The 15,972-nt window shown below is 41.1% G+C and carries 16 protein-coding genes and 1 tRNA gene; 4 read left to right on the top strand and 13 right to left on the bottom strand.

Annotation, left to right across the window (positions count from 1 at the left end; translation table 11 throughout):
• The first annotated feature begins 2 nt into the window (after positions 1 to 2).
• From E2R31_RS08840 to E2R31_RS08830, 3 genes are all read left to right on the top strand, one after another.
• Positions 3 to 761, top strand: a complete 759-nt coding sequence (locus E2R31_RS08840; protein ID WP_132974027.1) for an ImmA/IrrE family metallo-endopeptidase — start codon at positions 3 to 5, stop codon at positions 759 to 761.
• A gap of 127 nt (positions 762 to 888) precedes the next feature.
• Positions 889 to 1,563 (top strand): zinc ribbon domain-containing protein, encoded by a 675-nt coding sequence (locus E2R31_RS08835; protein WP_132974025.1) that lies wholly within the window; start codon positions 889 to 891, stop codon positions 1,561 to 1,563.
• Positions 1,564 to 1,687: 124 nt separating this feature from the next.
• The gene (locus E2R31_RS08830; RefSeq protein ID WP_132974023.1) at positions 1,688 to 2,830 is read left to right on the top strand and encodes a tyrosine-type recombinase/integrase; all 1,143 of its coding nucleotides are present in this window, start codon (positions 1,688 to 1,690) and stop codon (positions 2,828 to 2,830) included.
• A gap of 86 nt (positions 2,831 to 2,916) precedes the next feature.
• Here the strand turns inward: E2R31_RS08830 and E2R31_RS08825 are convergent, their stop codons facing one another.
• Both E2R31_RS08825 and E2R31_RS08820 read right to left on the bottom strand, forming a co-directional pair.
• On the bottom strand, positions 2,917 to 3,192 hold the full coding sequence (locus E2R31_RS08825; protein WP_001284636.1) for an HU family DNA-binding protein: 276 nt from the start codon (positions 3,190 to 3,192) through the stop codon (positions 2,917 to 2,919).
• Between the two features lie 107 nt (positions 3,193 to 3,299).
• On the bottom strand, positions 3,300 to 4,136 hold the full coding sequence (locus tag E2R31_RS08820; protein WP_084948729.1) for a DegV family protein: 837 nt from the start codon (positions 4,134 to 4,136) through the stop codon (positions 3,300 to 3,302).
• A 143-nt stretch (positions 4,137 to 4,279) separates the two neighbouring features.
• Here E2R31_RS08820 and E2R31_RS08815 point away from each other — a divergent pair, with 143 nt between their 5' ends.
• Positions 4,280 to 5,128 (top strand): YitT family protein, encoded by an 849-nt coding sequence (locus tag E2R31_RS08815; protein WP_125453456.1) that lies wholly within the window; start codon positions 4,280 to 4,282, stop codon positions 5,126 to 5,128.
• 22 nt (positions 5,129 to 5,150) lie between these two features.
• On the opposite strand, the gene E2R31_RS08810 is transcribed toward E2R31_RS08815, so the two are convergent.
• The 11 genes from E2R31_RS08810 to E2R31_RS08760 all read right to left on the bottom strand — a co-directional run bounded on the left by E2R31_RS08810 (position 5,151) and on the right by E2R31_RS08760 (position 15,894).
• Complete coding sequence (locus E2R31_RS08810; protein ID WP_132974021.1) at positions 5,151 to 6,548, bottom strand: APC family permease; 1,398 nt, start codon at positions 6,546 to 6,548, stop codon at positions 5,151 to 5,153.
• Positions 6,549 to 6,674: 126 nt separating this feature from the next.
• Positions 6,675 to 8,087, bottom strand: coding sequence for a Fe-S cluster assembly protein SufB (gene sufB / locus E2R31_RS08805; RefSeq protein WP_000797062.1), 1,413 nt, complete (start codon positions 8,085 to 8,087; stop codon positions 6,675 to 6,677).
• A gap of 35 nt (positions 8,088 to 8,122) precedes the next feature.
• Positions 8,123 to 8,563 (bottom strand): Fe-S cluster assembly sulfur transfer protein SufU, encoded by a 441-nt coding sequence (gene sufU, locus E2R31_RS08800; protein WP_132974019.1) that lies wholly within the window; start codon positions 8,561 to 8,563, stop codon positions 8,123 to 8,125.
• A complete protein-coding gene (locus tag E2R31_RS08795) occupies positions 8,550 to 9,776 on the bottom strand; it encodes a cysteine desulfurase (RefSeq protein WP_132974017.1) in 1,227 nt (408 codons plus the stop codon). The genes sufU and E2R31_RS08795 overlap by 14 nt, the downstream gene beginning before the upstream one ends.
• A 10-nt stretch (positions 9,777 to 9,786) precedes the next feature.
• Positions 9,787 to 11,049, bottom strand: coding sequence for a Fe-S cluster assembly protein SufD (gene sufD, locus E2R31_RS08790; protein ID WP_132974015.1), 1,263 nt, complete (start codon positions 11,047 to 11,049; stop codon positions 9,787 to 9,789).
• A 27-nt stretch (positions 11,050 to 11,076) separates the two neighbouring features.
• On the bottom strand, positions 11,077 to 11,847 hold the full coding sequence (gene sufC / locus E2R31_RS08785) for a Fe-S cluster assembly ATPase SufC (RefSeq protein ID WP_000114489.1): 771 nt from the start codon (positions 11,845 to 11,847) through the stop codon (positions 11,077 to 11,079).
• Positions 11,848 to 11,997: 150 nt separating this feature from the next.
• Positions 11,998 to 12,192 (bottom strand): DUF3272 domain-containing protein, encoded by a 195-nt coding sequence (locus E2R31_RS08780; protein WP_084948740.1) that lies wholly within the window; start codon positions 12,190 to 12,192, stop codon positions 11,998 to 12,000.
• A 27-nt stretch (positions 12,193 to 12,219) separates the two neighbouring features.
• A complete protein-coding gene (gene dnaX / locus E2R31_RS08775) occupies positions 12,220 to 13,878 on the bottom strand; it encodes a DNA polymerase III subunit gamma/tau (RefSeq protein ID WP_084948741.1) in 1,659 nt (552 codons plus the stop codon).
• Positions 13,878 to 14,375, bottom strand: a complete 498-nt coding sequence (locus E2R31_RS08770) for a GAF domain-containing protein (RefSeq protein WP_009730266.1) — start codon at positions 14,373 to 14,375, stop codon at positions 13,878 to 13,880. The genes dnaX and E2R31_RS08770 overlap by 1 nt, the downstream gene beginning before the upstream one ends.
• Before the next feature lie 82 nt (positions 14,376 to 14,457).
• Positions 14,458 to 15,660 (bottom strand): 30S ribosomal protein S1, encoded by a 1,203-nt coding sequence (gene rpsA / locus E2R31_RS08765; protein ID WP_001001617.1) that lies wholly within the window; start codon positions 15,658 to 15,660, stop codon positions 14,458 to 14,460.
• 162 nt (positions 15,661 to 15,822) lie between these two features.
• A tRNA-Gln gene (locus E2R31_RS08760) sits at positions 15,823 to 15,894 on the bottom strand.
• Positions 15,895 to 15,972 lie beyond the last annotated feature (78 nt).

Raw genomic sequence — 15,972 nt, 5'->3', positions numbered from 1 at the left:
TTATGGCTAGAGAAATTATTTCACGTAGACAGTACATCCGACACTGGGATTACGCCGTCCCAGTGATCGAAGCAGTGTCTCAACAGAATAATATTCCACTTGAACAAGTTACTTTTCAGCACATCATCCGTTACTTTGAACAGACTTATAACCTTCATTTTATCTTCTTTGAAAAAGATCCGTTTCCTATGCTCCCCTCAGCCGGTCTACTTGGTTCTGAATACATTAGATACCGAGGGCTTGTCAGTAACCCAGATGTTACCTACTTAGATGATATCATCTGTAAACACAATGACGGCTTTACCATTTATAGCAAAGAAAAAGAAAAGTACCTTGTTTATATCAATCAAACACATATCAAAAGACGGGTTATCTTTACCATTTTGCATGAATTAGCCCATATTGCAGCCCATTTTAGCACGGGTCGTTCTGATGAGGTCGCCCTCGCTTGCGCTAACAACTATCAGAGCAATCCGCTAGAGATAGAAGCTAACATCATGTCCTCTCTCTTTTACATCAATAATGAGCGCATGGTCTGGCACCTCAAAAACAAGCACTCGTACGAGCAAATTAAACAAGCAAATACAATCAGTGATAACGCTCTTTTTAATCGATTAGTTGATTTTGTTCATTATCGGATATTGAGCTATGATGAACATTTATTGGACGATCAACAGCAACGACGAGCGGCTATTGACCTCGTTACAAAATACAAGCGAGGGAACAATATCTTACAAGAATATTATGATATTGACGTGTAATGCTAAAAGCAGATATGATAGCTGGTGCATTGTGGCGAAGTATTGAGAAAAAACTCATAACCTCTTCGGCTATGAGTAAAAAAAAGAGTATAAAGATTTTTAAATAGTTATTATTTTGGAGGTTATTATGAAATTTTGTCCTGAGTGTGGCAATCCAGTAGAGGGCTACAAGTTCTGCCCAAATTGCGGTTATTCTATCGCTAGCCAATCAGAAACCGAGCAACCTCAGCCAATCACTAAACCAGTCTCTCCGTCTCCCACTCCCACAAAAAGTAGACGAACAGATAAAGTCGGACCACTTGAAATTGATAGATATAACCGTACCTATCGCATTCATGGGGCTCAAAAAGCAAAAGGCTCTTCTGGAATGGTCGGAGGAGCAATTAAAGGAACAGCGAAAGTAGGTCTTGCCATGGGGACGATGGGATTGTCTTTGATACCATCCTTGGTCAAGAAAGATAAGAATGACACAGATTGGTATTCGTTCGAGGATTTAGTATCGTACGAATTGATTATCAATAATCAAACGGTTGTTTCTGGAGGAGTTGGTCAAGCATTGATTGCAGGCGCTATGTTTGGTGCGATTGGCGCTGTCGCAGGCGGTATTGTTGCAAAAAGAAAATCAACTTCTAAAATTTTAAACATGACAGTCCGTGTAACCTCAAATGACTTCACCAAACCAGTCGTATTCATTGACTTGATTAGAAAGCCAGTAAAGAACACTTCGAAAGAATACAAAGAAGCCGTCGAGAACGCTCAGCGAATCATGGGAGCCTTGGATGTTATCGTTCATAATTCGTAAATAAAAAAATCCCCACACTCGCAAAGTTTGGCGACTCTGAGTGTGAGGAACTTGAATATAAGAAACAACCATTCAAAAGGTCGTTTTCTTATACCCATTTTACCAAAATATAGGAGAAAATACAATGTGGGTAGAACAACATAAAAGCGGAAAAGTGAATTTTGTAGAGAGGTATAAAAATCCATACACTGAAAAATGGGCTAGAGTTTCAGTACTTATGGAAAAAGACACTCCTCGTATTCGCAAAGAAGCTCAGAAACAACTTGAAATAAAGATTGCAAATATTCTAAGCGACCTAGAAAGCTCAGAAATGCTGTTTACGGAGCTTTTCGACCAGTGGTGGTCATTCTATCAACAAGAGATAAAACGTTCTTCTATTGCTTCCTTAAGTGGGAATATCAAAGAGATAAAAGATGATTTCGGAGTGGGTATAAAAGTATCTAAGATTGATCCAAAGTATGTTCAAAATTATCTAGATAAACTCGACTGTTCCAGGAGTAAAAAAGAACGGAACAAGTCTATGCTAAATCTTGCTTTCGATTATGCTGTTGACCTTGGCATCATCAAGGACAACCCAGCTAGGAGAGCCAAGCTACCAAGAATCCAAAAGACATTAGAAGATTGGAAAAAGGTAGATCAGAAATATCTTGAAGAAGATGAAATCAAACTGCTGCTGAAAGAGTTGTATCGTAGACCAAGCACCTATCGAATCGGATTGCTCTCTGAATTTATGAGTTTAAATGGTTGTCGCATCGGTGAAGCTATTGGGATTGAACCACATAATGTTGATTATGAATCCAACACCCTACAGCTCCATGGAACCTACGATCACACGAACGGATATCAAAAAGGCGAAAAAACATCTCCAAAAACTCTGGCATCCTATCGTGAAACCGTCATGACCACCCGTGAAAAAGAAATTTTAGAAGAGATGGAATTCATGAATGAACTAGAAAAGAATATCAACCCTCGCTATAAAGATATGGGGTTCATCTTCACAACAAAAAATGGAGTGCCATTACAAACAAACTCTTTTAACCTAGCTCTAAAGAAAGCAAATGAAAGACTTGAAACACCAATCCAGAAAAATCTTACTAGCCACATATTCCGTCATACGTTGGTAAGTCGACTTGCTGAAAATAATGTACCGCTCAAGGCTATTATGGATCGTGTTGGCCACTCAGACGCAAAAACAACGACACAAATCTATACTCATATCACAAAACAAATGAAATCAACCGTGGCAGATGTCATGGAAAAGTATTAGTTCTTGCCCCAAAAATGCCCCAAAGCAACAAAAAAAGCCTATTGACCAAGCTAGAAAGCTTGATCAATAGACTTTTTAAAGTGTCATTATTTAACAGCGTCTTTAAGAGCTTTACCAGCTTTGAATGCTGGAACTTTAGAAGCTGCGATTTTGATTTCTTTACCAGTTTGTGGGTTGCGCCCTTTACGTGCAGCACGCTCACGAACTTCAAAGTTACCAAAACCGATCAATTGAACTTTTTCACCAGCTGCAAGGTATTCAGTTACTGCTGCAAATACAGCATCAACTGCTGCTGCTGAATCTTTCTTAGTCAATTCTGTAGCTTCTGCTACTTTAGCGATCAAATCTTGTTTGTTTGCCATGTTAATAATTCCTCCAAATAATTTCTAATTAACAAATATAATCATATCCTAAAATTGCCCACAGGTCAAGTCAAAAACGCTATTTCTAACGATTTTTCTCTATTTTTTTAGGAATGATATCGAACTAAGATAGCCCATGCATTTTCGCCTGTATGTGTCTGAATGATAGAGCCTGTTTCCAGTACTGATATCGGTTTTTCAACATAAGTTTGTAAAACATTCTTCATCTCATTTGCCCATTCATTGGTACCAGCGTAGGAAATTCCAATCTCTGCAACCGATTTATGAGAAAGGGTCTCGGCCAACTCGTCAAGCCATTTTTTGAAAGTTTTCGAACCACGCCCTTTTACGATTGGTTGGAGTTCGTGGTTTTTCATCTGCATTACTACACGAATGTTCAAGAGTGAACTTAGTAATCCTGTCACACGTCCGATACGTCCACCCTTAACTAGGTTTTCTAATGTTGAAACGCCGATATAGAGTTCCGTATGATTCTTGACGTCTTCTACATGAGCTAGGATAGTTTCCAAATCTTTTCCTTCTTGGGCAAGTTTTGCAGCTTCAACAACTTGAAACTTCATCGCCTGGTCTGTAAAAGAACTATCAATAACGGTCACATCAGCGCTAGAGAGGCTTGCTCCTTGGCGAGCAGCTTCAACAGTCCCAGACAAGGCATGGGACATGTGAATAGCGAGTATCTGACTGCCGTCTTTACCTAGTTCTTCAAAAACTTCAGCAAATACTCCCACTGGAGGTTGACTAGTTTTGGGCAGGTTTTTACTTTGCTGCATAAGATGAAGGAATTCCCCCTCTTTCAAATCTGCATCAGAATAAAGGGTACCATCAATCATCACAGATAAAGGAACAACGGTGATATTTAATTCTTTAACCACTTCTGGTTCAATAGTAACAGAGGAATCCGTTACAATTTTTACTTGTGTCATATCTTCAATCTTTCTATTCTTCTCAATAAGATAGGGATTTATCACCTTTATTATATCAAAAAATTGTTAAAAAATCATGATGAATCCAATGAAAAAGCTTGGAATTTTGGTATAATCTATCTATAGAAAAGCGGGGGAAAGTCATGATCCGAAAAGTTCAGCCTATTGTCACTATCATACTTGGGGCAGCTATTTATGCCTTTGGTCTTACCTATTTTGTAGTTCCTCATCATTTGTTTGAAGGCGGAGCAACTGGTATCACATTGATTACCTTCTATCTCTTTAAAATTCCTGTCTCAGTGATGAATCTCTTGATTAACATCCCTCTCTTTATCCTCGCTTGGAAGATATTTGGTCCGAAAACTCTCTACTCCAGCCTTTTGGGAACCATTTCCCTCTCGATCTGGCTTGCTGTCTTTGAACGAATTCCTTTACAATTTGACTTGCAAGGTGATCTCATTATTGTCTCTTTAGTTTCTGGTGTTTTACTGGGAGTTGGTTTAGGAATTATCTTTAATGCTGGTGGTACAACAGGTGGATCAGATATTGTTGCTCGCATCCTCAACAAATACACCAATATTTCAATTGGAAAATTGCTTTTTGGGATTGACTTTTTTATCCTGATGTTAATTTTGATCATCTTCCAGGACCTTCGTCTGGTTACCTATACCCTCTTATTTGACTTTATCATCGCTCGTGTTATCGACCTGATCGGTGAAGGAGGTTATGCTGGTAAAGGATTTATGATTATAACTCAATTTCCAGATCGGTTAGCCGAAAAAATTAACGATGAACTCGGACGCGGCGTAACCTTTATATCTGGTCAAGGTTACTACAGCAAAAAGGATTTAAAAATTATCTACTGTATCGTCGGTCGAAATGAAATCGTTAAAATGAAGGATGTGATTCACCAAGTCGATCCTCAAGCATTTATCACCATCACAGAGGCTCATGAAATTCTGGGGGAAGGATTTACTTATGTAAAAGATTAAAAAAGCTGGGAATTCCCAGCTTTTATTCTTCTTCAGAAAGTGTAGAGTGACGATAGCCATAAGTAAAGTAAATCACTAGTCCAACCAACAAAGCAAGTCCAAAGGCAATCCATGTTTCCTTGGTATACTGAAGCATAAAGGAAAGACAGATAAGAATGGAAAGGATTGGCAAAAGCGGCACTAAAGGAGTTTTGAATTCTCCTTCTTTTGGCATGCCCTTATCCTTTCTGAGCTTGATAATACCGTAGGCAAGCAAAATGAGATAAGCTAGCGTACAGATATTTAAAAAGGCAGCGATACTGGCTAGCGGAAAGACTCCTGCTGCAATGGCTGAAGCAACTCCTGTTAAGATGGTCGCATTTTTAGGAACGCGACTGGTCTTGCTTAATTGTTTGAAGCTTTGAGGTAAAAGTCCATCACGTGCTAAACTATAAATCATCTGAGACAGAGCGTAGGTCATGGAAATACATACGGTTATCAGGGTTAGAATGGCTACCAGTGAAACATAGTTGGCTGCCCAGCCAATTCCGATACTACGCAATGAAAAGGCCACTGCATCGTCCACATTGAGTTTGCTATAGTGAACAATCCCAGTCAATACTATTGTTACCAAGGCATAGAGAATAGTGACAATTGTCAGAGAAAGCACAATTCCGCGAGGAATATTTTTTTGCGGACTTTGAATTTCATCAACTGTCATGGAAATCGACTCAAAACCGAGAAAACCAAAGAACATCAAAGAGGCTCCTGCCATAATCCCAGTACTTCCGCCATAAAGCTGACCAAAGCCAAAGGGAGCAAAATTTGACCAATTTTCAGGTTTGATGTACCAGATCCCAACTAGGATGAACAGGGCGAGAGCAGAGAATTTCAAGATTACTAGAAGCGAATTAAAGCGCAAGGCTGCCTTGGAATTTAATAAAACCAGTCCCGTTACCAAAGCAAGCACCAAAATAGGTAAAAGATCGATATAGGTGCCTTGTTCGGGGTTAAAGGTCCCATTCAAGGCTTGGGGCATGGATATACCATAATTACTGAGTAAGCCCTTAAAGTAAGCTGCCCAGCCAGACGCCACACCTGAAACAGCTGTCATGAATTCCATGATGGTCAACCATCCAGCAATCCAAGCTGGTAATTCGCCTAAGATCGCATAGAGATAACTATAAGCACCTCCTGTTGCAGGAACACGAGAGGCAAATTCTGCGAAAAAGAGGGCAGATAAAGAAACACACAGGGCAGAAATCACAATGGAAACCACTAGTGATGGGCCAGCTAGTGTAGCTGCAGCTGTTCCTGTAATGGTGAAAATTCCTGTTCCTACCATGGCACCAATTCCTAGTAAAATCAAATCCCATAATTTCAAATGGCGACGCATTTCCGTTCGTCCCAGACTAACATCCTTGGTTCTAAAAATATTCATTCTTCATCTCCACAAATTGTAATTGTTTTATTTTACCACATAAAAGTATATTTGTGAATATTTATTAGGTCTTTTTTTGAAAAAAATTCTGAACAGGAAGACTTCCTGTTCAGATTCTGCATATTCTTACCCAACTGATCCTTCCATTTCATAGCTAATCAAGCGGTTTAGCTCAACTGCGTATTCCATTGGAAGTTCTTTAGTGAAGGGTTCTACAAATCCCATGACAATCATCTCAGTTGCCTCGGATTCTGATAAACCACGACTCATGAGGTAATAGAGTTGTTCTTCTGAAATCTTAGATACCTTGGCTTCGTGCTCCAATGCAACTTGCGAGTTGTGAATTTCATTAAATGGAATAGTATCTGACGCTGATAAGTCATCCATGATAATAGTATCACACTCGATGTGAGAGACAGATTTCTTAGAGTTCTTGTTAAAGGTTACTTGTCCACGATAGTCTACCTTTCCTCCACCCTTCGCAATGGATTTAGACACGATAGACGAGCTAGTATGTGGAGCGTTGTGGATCATCTTGGCACCCGTGTCTTGATGTTGCCCAGCATTAGCAAAGGCAATCGAAAGCATGGTACCACGCGCTCCTTCTCCATCTAGGTAAACAGATGGGTATTTCATAGTCGTTTTGGCACCCAAGTTTCCATCGATCCACTCAACAGTCGCATCTTTCAAAGCTTTGGCACGTTTCGTTACCAAGTTATAGACGTTATCAGACCAGTTTTGAATAGTCGTATAACGCATATAAGCTCCGTCCAAGGCAAAGATTTCTACAATGGCTGCATGCAAGCTATTGCTTGAGTATGTTGGTGCTGTACATCCTTCTACGTAGTGGACACTTGCTCCCTCGTCAACGATAATCAAGGTACGTTCGAACTGACCTGTATTTTCGTTGTTGATGCGGAAATAAGTTTGAAGTGGAATGTCTACCTTGACCCCTTTTGGTACGTAGATAAAGGTTCCACCCGACCAAACCGCTGAGTTAAGGGCTGCCAACTTGTTATCAGTAGGCGGGACCAACTTCGCAAAGTATTGTTTAAACAAGTCTGGGTATTCCTTGAGGGCAGAATCCGTATCTGTAAAGATAATTCCTAACTTCTCAAACTCTTCCTTCATGTTGTGGTATACCACTTCTGACTCGTACTGGGCAGAGGCCCCTGCTAGATAAGCACGCTCAGCTTCTGGAATTCCGATACGTTCAAAGGTTTCTTTGATCTTTTCAGGTACATCATCCCAAGAACGGGCTGGTTTGTCAGATGGTTTTTGGTAGTAGATCAAGTCATCAAAGTCAATCTCTGACAAGTCTGCTCCCCAAGTCTGCATGGGCATTTTTTTGAAGGTTTCATAAGACTTCAAACGGAATTCTAACATCCACTCAGGTTCTCCCTTGGCAGCAGATAATTCACGAATAACACCTTCGTTGAGTCCTTTTCCTGTCGATAGGACAGGCTCTACATCATCATGGAAACCAAATTTATATTCACCAAGATCAATTGGTTTTGGTTCTACTCTTTCTTCAGCCATAATTTCCTTTCTTTCATTATATATTTCTATGTTTCTTATTTATCTTCTTGATTTTCAATTGTCTTCTTAAGAGCGTTCCAAGCTAGGGTTGCACACTTGATTCGTTGAGGGAATTTGGCAACACCTGACAAGAAAGCAGCGTCTCCAAGACTATCTTGTCTGTCATCTTTTTGCCCCTGCACCATTTTTGAAAAAATGGTCGCAAGTTCTAAAATTTCTTGCTTGGTTTTTCCTAAAACGGCATCTGTCATCATACTAGCAGAGGCAGTTGAGATGGTACATCCTGAATTTAGAAAAGCAATATCTTCCAAACGGTCCTCTGCGTCAAACTTGACAGAGAGGTTGATGACATCCCCACAGGTTGGATTATTGAGGCTGATTTGATCAGCATCTTCCAGCTTCCCTTGGTGATGTGGATTTTTCGAATGGTCTGCCACCACTGCCATATAAAGGCTATCTAGTTTAGAAAGTGCCATTGAAAAACTCCTTTGTCTTTTGTAGGGCATCGACCAGTTTGTCGCAATCTGCCTTGGTATTGTAGAGATAAAAACTTGCACGAGCTGTTGCAGGGACTTCCAAATACTGAAGCAAAGGTTGCGCACAGTGGTGACCCGCACGAACAGCCACTCCTTCATAATCAAGTGCTGTAGCTAGGTCATGGGGATGAAGATCGCCTAGGTTAAAGGCAATAACACCTGAACGTTGAGCCAAATCCTGTGAACCGTAAATAGTCAATCCTTCGATTGCCTGCAATTTTGGAAAGACGTATGCAATCAATTCTTGTTCATGGGCTTCGATTGCATCCATGCCAATATTTTCTAGGTAATCCACTGCTGTTGCAAGTCCAATAGCACCTGCCATATTGGGTGTCCCAGCCTCAAATTTCCAAGGCAATTCCTTCCAACTAGCAGATTGCTCATAGACGAAATCAATCATCTCGCCACCAAACTCAATCGGTGGCATTTGCTCAAGATGCTTCTCTTTACCGTAAAGCACACCGATACCTGTCGGACCAGCCATCTTGTGACCTGAAAAGGCAAAGAAGTCCACATCCAAATCCTGGACATCAATCTTCATATGAGGTGTAGATTGAGCACCATCCACTACCATGATGGCTCCAACCTTGTGGGCCATTTGAGTGATTTTCTTGATAGGATTGACCACACCAAGGACATTAGAGGCATGAGCTAGCGAAACAAACTTGACCTTGTCCGTCAATTTAGCTCGCAAGTCATCCATATCCAGAGCTCCATCCTTGAGATAAACATAGACCAGCTCTGCTCCAGTCTTGCGACAGGCCTCCTGCCAAGGAATGATATTGGAATGGTGTTCTATGACTGAAATCAAGACCTGGTCTCCCTCAGTCAGGATTTCCTCAGCGAAGCGTGCCACCCAGTTAAGACTGGTTGTCGTTCCTCTGGTAAAGAGAACTTCCTTTGTAGAGCCTGCATTAATAAACTTACGAATGGTTTCACGAGCGGCTTCATAGGATGCTGTTGCTCGCTCAGCCAAGGTATGAACACCACGGTGAACATTGGCATTGTCCTGCTCATAGTAGCGGTTGATTGTTTCCAGAACTGCTAGTGGTTTTTGTGTCGTCGCAGCATTGTCCAGATAGACCAGAGGTTCATCGTTGACAATCTGGTCTAAAATTGGAAAATCCTTACGAATCGCTTCTACATCTAACATAGCCTTCCCCTTAGCGTTTTGACAATTTTTCTTCGATCGTTACAATCATTTCGTCACGAACTTCTTTGACTGGAATCTCAACGATTACAGATCCAAGGAAACCACGGACAACCAAACGCTCAGCTGTCGCCTTATCCAAACCACGGCTCATGAGGTAGTACATATCTTCTGGATCCACCTGACCGATAGAAGCCGCGTGACCTGCAGTTACGTCATTTTCGTCAATCAAAAGAATTGGGTTGGCATCTGAACGCGCTTGGTCTGAAAGCATGAGAACACGACTCTCTTGTTGCGCATCGGCTCCCTTAGCCCCCTTAATGATGTGACCGATACCATTAAAGGTCAAGGTTGCTTTTTCAAGGATAACCCCATGTTGCAGGATATTTCCGATAGAATTGCATCCGTAGTTAGTTACACGGGTATCAATCCCTTGCACCTGACGACCACTTGAAAGAGCTACAACCTTGAGATCTGCATGGCTACCATTTCCAATCAAGTCGCTATCAAAGTCCGCAACGACATTTCCTTCGTTCATGACACCGATTGCCCAGTCAATGCTTGCATCGTTGCCAAGTTTACCACGACGGCTAATGTAGGCAGTGACATTTTCACCTAGACGGTCAATCGCTGCAAACTTCACTTGCGCACCAGAACGGGCGATGACTTCTACAGTAATATTGGCAGTTGCTTTGGCACTACCTTCACCACGTGACTCTAAACGTTCAAGATAACTAATCTTGCTGTTTTTACCAGCGATGATGAGGATATGCTTGTTAAATGGCACATCGCTATCGCTGTCTTGGTAGAAAATTCCTTCGATTGGTTCTGTAATCTCAACATTATCTGGAATATAGAGAACAGCACCACTGTTAAAGTAAGCTGTATGGTAGGCTGCCAACTTGTCATCGTCATACTTAACAGATGACATGAAGAATTCCTCGATAAGTTCGGGAATTTCTTCTAAAGCTGAGTGGAAGTCTGTAAAGATTACTCCTTGTTCAGCCAATTCAACTGGAGTTTGTTCAAAAACAGTCTGCGTTCCTACTTGCACCAACTTCAAGTGATTATCTAGAGCCGTGAAGTCAGGAACATTTGCTGAAGGTTCACTTTCTGTGATGGTTCCATCCCCCAGATTCCAACGGTGAAATTTGACACGCTCAATAACTGGTAATTCCAAACTCTCAATCTTATCAAAAGCTTTTTGACGGAGGTCAGCCAACCAGCTTGGTTCAGCGTGCATTTCTGAAAAAAGTTTAATAGTTTCTTTAGTCATTTACTTCTCCTAAAAGATACGAGGGAATTACAATTCTTCCTTGTAGTCATAGCCAAGTTCTTCAGCCAGTTTTGCGTATCCTTCACGTTCTAGACGCGCAGCCAATTCTGGCCCGCCAGAAAGGACAACACGCCCTTCCATCATCACGTGGACCACATCTGGTGTGATGTAGTTCAAAAGACGTTGGTAGTGAGTGATAATCATAGCACCAAAGCCTTCACCACGCATGGCATTGACACCTTTCGATACAACTTTAAGAGCGTCAATATCAAGACCTGAGTCAATCTCATCTAAAAGGGCAAAAGTTGGTTCCAACATCAAGAGTTGTAGAATTTCATTACGTTTTTTCTCACCACCAGAGAAACCTTCGTTGAGGTAACGCTCTGCCATTTCTTCTTTCATGTTGAGCAATTCCATTTTCTCGTCTAGTTTAGTGATGAACTCACGAACTGAAATCTTTTCATCATCTTCTTTTCCAGCATTCATGGCTGCACGAAGAAACTCAGCATTGGTAATCCCTGGAATTTCAGACGGGTATTGCATAGCAAGGAAAAGTCCCATACGCGCACGCTCGTCCACTTCCAACTCAAGGATGTTTACGCCATCAAACAAGACCTCACCTTTTGTGACTTCATAATTGGGGTTCCCCATGATAGCAGCAGAAAGAGTCGACTTCCCAGTACCATTTGGTCCCATGATAGCTGCGATTTCTCCTGTTTTCAGAGTCAGATTGACTCCTTTTAAAATTTCTTTTCCTTCAATCTCAACGTGAAGATCTTTGATCTCTAATACTGACATGATAGTTCCTTTCTTTTTCAAACATTTTGCTCAATATCTTAGGAAATTGCTTACAATCCCTAAAAAATAGGACAAAAGGTCAATAAATATACTCTACTAGTATAACAAAAAAAAGCCTAAAAGGCTTTGATTTTGTCTAGAAGCTGGGGCCTAATCCTTGCGGTTTAGGTGCTGATCAATAGCATCTACGATTTTTCCCATCACATAACTTAACCTAAAATTTCGAAAGAGTAGAATGGCCCAAAACGTTGCCATAATGTAGCGACCAGTCATCCAGGCTTCATTAAAAAAATAAGTTTCAGCAGCCGTGAATAAGGCTATTATGATAAATTGTTGTCTATTCATAAGATTATTGTATCATGAAATCCATTTTTAGTCTTCTTCGACCATAACTTTATCAGCCAGAAATTCAAATCCTTCTGGAATCAGGCTCTCTTCTTCCACCTCTTGGTCAGCTTTAGGAGACTTGTTTTTAGCTGAAAATGCTGCTCGAACCTCTTTCCATTCCTCTAGGGAAATAGCCAGTATCTCAGGTGAAAATCCAGCAGCCTGACTGAGGATGTTGCCAAACATGGTGTTAAGATTATCTCGTTTCATGGTTTGACCAGCATTGAAATTAGACTCAAAGGCTAAAATAGCATGGTGTTCATTGGCCGCAACTGGTTGAGAACCTACGAGAAGGGCCTTATCAGGTCCAGCTAAACTTTCAATCACTTCTCCCCATGCATTCTGGAGGCGAATCAAGTTTTGCCGTGCCAAATCAGGATTTTCGACAGCTTCTTGCAGGATAGACTGAACCTTGTTGCGATCCACTCGATAGACTGTCTTGGAAGTGGCTGGACGACTAGGAACTGGCGCAACTTGTTTAGGAGCCGTGCCCACATTGGCAAGTTCTTGTTTGAGACGGGCGACTTCCTGTCTTAGTGCAGAAATTTCACTTTCAACAGCTCCCGAAACCGCAGATTCAGGCTTGATTTCCGCTAAACGAATGGTCATCATCTCAGCGTAAATCTTGGGTTGCAAACTGGCCTTCATATCTGCTAAACTGACTGTCGCTAGACGAATCATTTCAAAAAGGCTTTCCTGGGAAAGAGCTAGATTGTCCATAAAAACTGGACTATGATGAGTATTTTCGCCACCTGTCTGAACAACCAGTAGATCACGCAAATACTGCAAGAGATCCGTCACAAACCGAGTCATGCTTTTGCCATTTTCAAACAAAAGATTCAAAGAATCGAGTGCTTTTGGGACATCCTGTTGGGCCAAGGCGGCCACATAGTCATCTAGAGCTGAAAGACTAATAGTGCCTGTAATCTCCTCAGAAATAGCTGTCGTTAAAGCATTCCCTTGCGTCAAACTCAAGGCTTGATCCAGAATAGACAAGGCATCCCGCATTCCACCTTCAGCCCGTCTAGCAATTATTTCCACAGCCTCTGGTTCAGAACTGATATTCTCTTTTGACAAAATAGTTTGGATATGGTCCTTAATATCTTGCGTTCGAATCGATTTAAACTCAAAACGTTGAACACGAGATAAAATGGTTGCTGGAATCTTGTGCAATTCAGTAGTTGCCAAAATAAAGACGACATTCTGAGTCGGCTCTTCAAGCGTCTTCAAAAGCGCATTAAAGGCTCCCGTAGACAGCATATGAACCTCGTCGATAATGTAGACCTTATAACGTGCCAAACTAGGAGCATAGGTGGATTTATCACGAATTTCTCGGATTTCATCAACTCCGTTATTCGAAGCCGCATCCATTTCGATAACATCTTCTAAGTTACCTTCTGTCACAGCCTGACAGATATAGCAGTTATTACATGGTTCTCCGTCCACTTGGTTCGGACAGTTCATAGCCTTGGCAAAAATCTTAGCCACACTGGTTTTCCCAGTTCCACGAGGACCTGAGAAAAGATAAGCGTGACTAATCTTTTCCTGCTCAACCGCTTGTCTTAGAGTTTTTGCCACAACCTCTTGTCCTACCAGTTGTGAAAAAGTCTGGCTTCTATATTTTCGATAAAGTGCTTGATACATTAGGCTTTCTCCTCAAACATTGTAAAGTCCCATTCTGTCTTCTCAAGCAAAATAGCGACAAATTGTTCCAAGTAATCACGATCAATAGCATTGTAATCATCAATCAGAGAAGAATCCAAGTCTAAGACTCCAACTAATCTCCCATTCTTAAGCATAGGAACTACGATTTCACTCTTTGCCATACTATCACAAGAAATGTAGTTTGGATAGGTGCTCACATCGCCAACTAAAACAGTCTCCTGAAACTCAGCGGCTTCTCCACACACGCCTTTTCCAAGTGGAATGCGAATGCAAGAAACTCCACCCTGAAAAGGACCTAAAACCAACTCACTTCCATCAAACAGATAAAAACCTGCAAATACAGTATTGGGAAAGCGAGATTTTAGGAGGGCACTAGCATTCGAAAGATTGGCAAGAACATTACTCTCACCTTCTAGTAAATAAGAGAGTTCCTCATTTAACAATTGATATTGTGATTGTTTTTCTGAATCTAACATAGAACTATTATATCAAAAATGAGAAAGAGACAAAAGAAAAATCCCTTGTTTTAAACAAAGGATTTTATGATTATCAATTTGATTAAAGTTCGATATCACCGAACAAGTCAGCCATTGAGAATCCTGTTTGTGTTTCTGGAAGTTCGAAATCACGTTTTTCTTGACGTTTTGGACGACGTGGACGAGCAGCGCGTTTTTCTTCTTTTTGTCCTTCTTCTTGAGCTGGACGTTCTTCAAGAGCTTTGATAGAAAGTGATACACGTTCTGCGTCAGCGTTAACATCAAGTACTTTAACAGTAACTTCTTGACCAACAGTAAGAGCTTCTTTTGGATTTTCGATACGTTTGTGTGAAATTTGTGATACGTGAACAAGTCCATCGATACCTGGCAATACCTCAACAAATGCACCAAAGTCAGTCAAACGTTTAACTGTTCCTTCTACTACATCACCTTTAGCCAATTTTTGCTCAACGCCATCCCATGGTCCAGGTGTTGTTGCTTTAAGTGAAAGTGATACGCGTCCTTCTTCTTCGTTAAGATCAAGGATCTTCACTTCGATTTCTTCACCAACAGTTACAACTGATTTAGGTGATACGTTACGTTCATGTGACAATTCAGTCAAGTGAACCAATCCGTCAACACCACCAAGGTCGATGAAAGCACCGAAGCTTGTGATACGAGCAACTTTACCAGTTACGACATCACCAACAGCCAATTTACCGAATACTTCAGCACGAGCTGCTGCAGTAGCTGCTTCAACAACTTCACGACGTGAAAGGATGAAGCGGTTTTCTTTAGGATCAACTTCTTTGATTTTAGCATCAAATTCTTGACCTACGAAACGCTCAGTGTTACGTACGAAACGAGTATCCAACATTGAAGCTGGGATGAATCCACGAACACCTTCAAATTCTACTGAAAGTCCACCTTTAACGGCACGAGTTCCTTTAACAGTAACAACTTCTTCTTCGCGTCCTACAAGTTTGTCCCATGCTTTGCGAGCTTCAAGGCGTTTTTTAGATACAAGGTATGTAACTGTATCAGTATCTTTACCAACTACTTGACGAAGTACAAGAACATCCAATACTTCTCCTACTTTCACAAAGTCATTGATATCTGCATCGCGATCGTTTGTCAATTCGCGAAGAGTCAAGACACCTTCAACACCAGTCCCAGAGATTGCAACGTTAGCTTGAGTCGCATCAACTGTCAATACTTCAGCACTAACAACATCACCAGGCTCAACTTGGCTAACGCTATTTAGCAAATCTTCAAATTCGTTCATCTAAAAAATCCTCCAACAATCAAGTTTTTCCAAACTTGACATACTTATAATTTTTTTCCTAAGCACCCGCAAAGACATGTTCATATCGTTCACGCCTTTCAATTATAAAAATAAAATACCCTAAGATATTTTTCTTTTTATCTTGAATTTATTACCTAAGAACTGGGGTAGCTGGATTCGAACCAACGCATGAGGGAGTCAAAGTCCCTTGCCTTACCGCTTGGCTATACCCCATTGATGAATGGAGAGAGAGGGATTCGAACCCCCGAACCCGAAGGAGCGGATTTACAGTCCGCCGCGTTTAGCCTCTTC

This window comes from Streptococcus downii, assembly GCF_004353325.1.
GTDB lineage: Bacteria > Bacillota > Bacilli > Lactobacillales > Streptococcaceae > Streptococcus > Streptococcus downii.
The sequence above is the reverse complement of the archived record's forward strand: the minus strand, read 5'-3'. Positions and strand labels throughout refer to the sequence as shown.

What these genes read in the sequence shown, in the direction of transcription:
- E2R31_RS08840 (WP_132974027.1), top strand. Translation starts at nt 3, where the DNA reads ATGGCTAGAGAAATTATTTCACGTAGACAGTACATCCGACACTGGGAT.
- E2R31_RS08835 (WP_132974025.1), top strand. Translation starts at nt 889, where the DNA reads ATGAAATTTTGTCCTGAGTGTGGCAATCCAGTAGAGGGCTACAAGTTC.
- E2R31_RS08830 (WP_132974023.1), top strand. Translation starts at nt 1,688, where the DNA reads ATGTGGGTAGAACAACATAAAAGCGGAAAAGTGAATTTTGTAGAGAGG.
- E2R31_RS08825 (WP_001284636.1), bottom strand. Translation starts at nt 3,192, where the DNA reads ATGGCAAACAAACAAGATTTGATCGCTAAAGTAGCAGAAGCTACAGAA.
- E2R31_RS08820 (WP_084948729.1), bottom strand. Translation starts at nt 4,136, where the DNA reads ATGACACAAGTAAAAATTGTAACGGATTCCTCTGTTACTATTGAACCA.
- E2R31_RS08815 (WP_125453456.1), top strand. Translation starts at nt 4,280, where the DNA reads ATGATCCGAAAAGTTCAGCCTATTGTCACTATCATACTTGGGGCAGCT.
- E2R31_RS08810 (WP_132974021.1), bottom strand. Translation starts at nt 6,548, where the DNA reads ATGAATATTTTTAGAACCAAGGATGTTAGTCTGGGACGAACGGAAATG.
- sufB (WP_000797062.1), bottom strand. Translation starts at nt 8,087, where the DNA reads ATGGCTGAAGAAAGAGTAGAACCAAAACCAATTGATCTTGGTGAATAT.
- sufU (WP_132974019.1), bottom strand. Translation starts at nt 8,563, where the DNA reads ATGGCACTTTCTAAACTAGATAGCCTTTATATGGCAGTGGTGGCAGAC.
- E2R31_RS08795 (WP_132974017.1), bottom strand. Translation starts at nt 9,776, where the DNA reads ATGTTAGATGTAGAAGCGATTCGTAAGGATTTTCCAATTTTAGACCAG.
- sufD (WP_132974015.1), bottom strand. Translation starts at nt 11,049, where the DNA reads ATGACTAAAGAAACTATTAAACTTTTTTCAGAAATGCACGCTGAACCA.
- sufC (WP_000114489.1), bottom strand. Translation starts at nt 11,847, where the DNA reads ATGTCAGTATTAGAGATCAAAGATCTTCACGTTGAGATTGAAGGAAAA.
- E2R31_RS08780 (WP_084948740.1), bottom strand. Translation starts at nt 12,192, where the DNA reads ATGAATAGACAACAATTTATCATAATAGCCTTATTCACGGCTGCTGAA.
- dnaX (WP_084948741.1), bottom strand. Translation starts at nt 13,878, where the DNA reads ATGTATCAAGCACTTTATCGAAAATATAGAAGCCAGACTTTTTCACAA.
- E2R31_RS08770 (WP_009730266.1), bottom strand. Translation starts at nt 14,375, where the DNA reads ATGTTAGATTCAGAAAAACAATCACAATATCAATTGTTAAATGAGGAA.
- rpsA (WP_001001617.1), bottom strand. Translation starts at nt 15,660, where the DNA reads ATGAACGAATTTGAAGATTTGCTAAATAGCGTTAGCCAAGTTGAGCCT.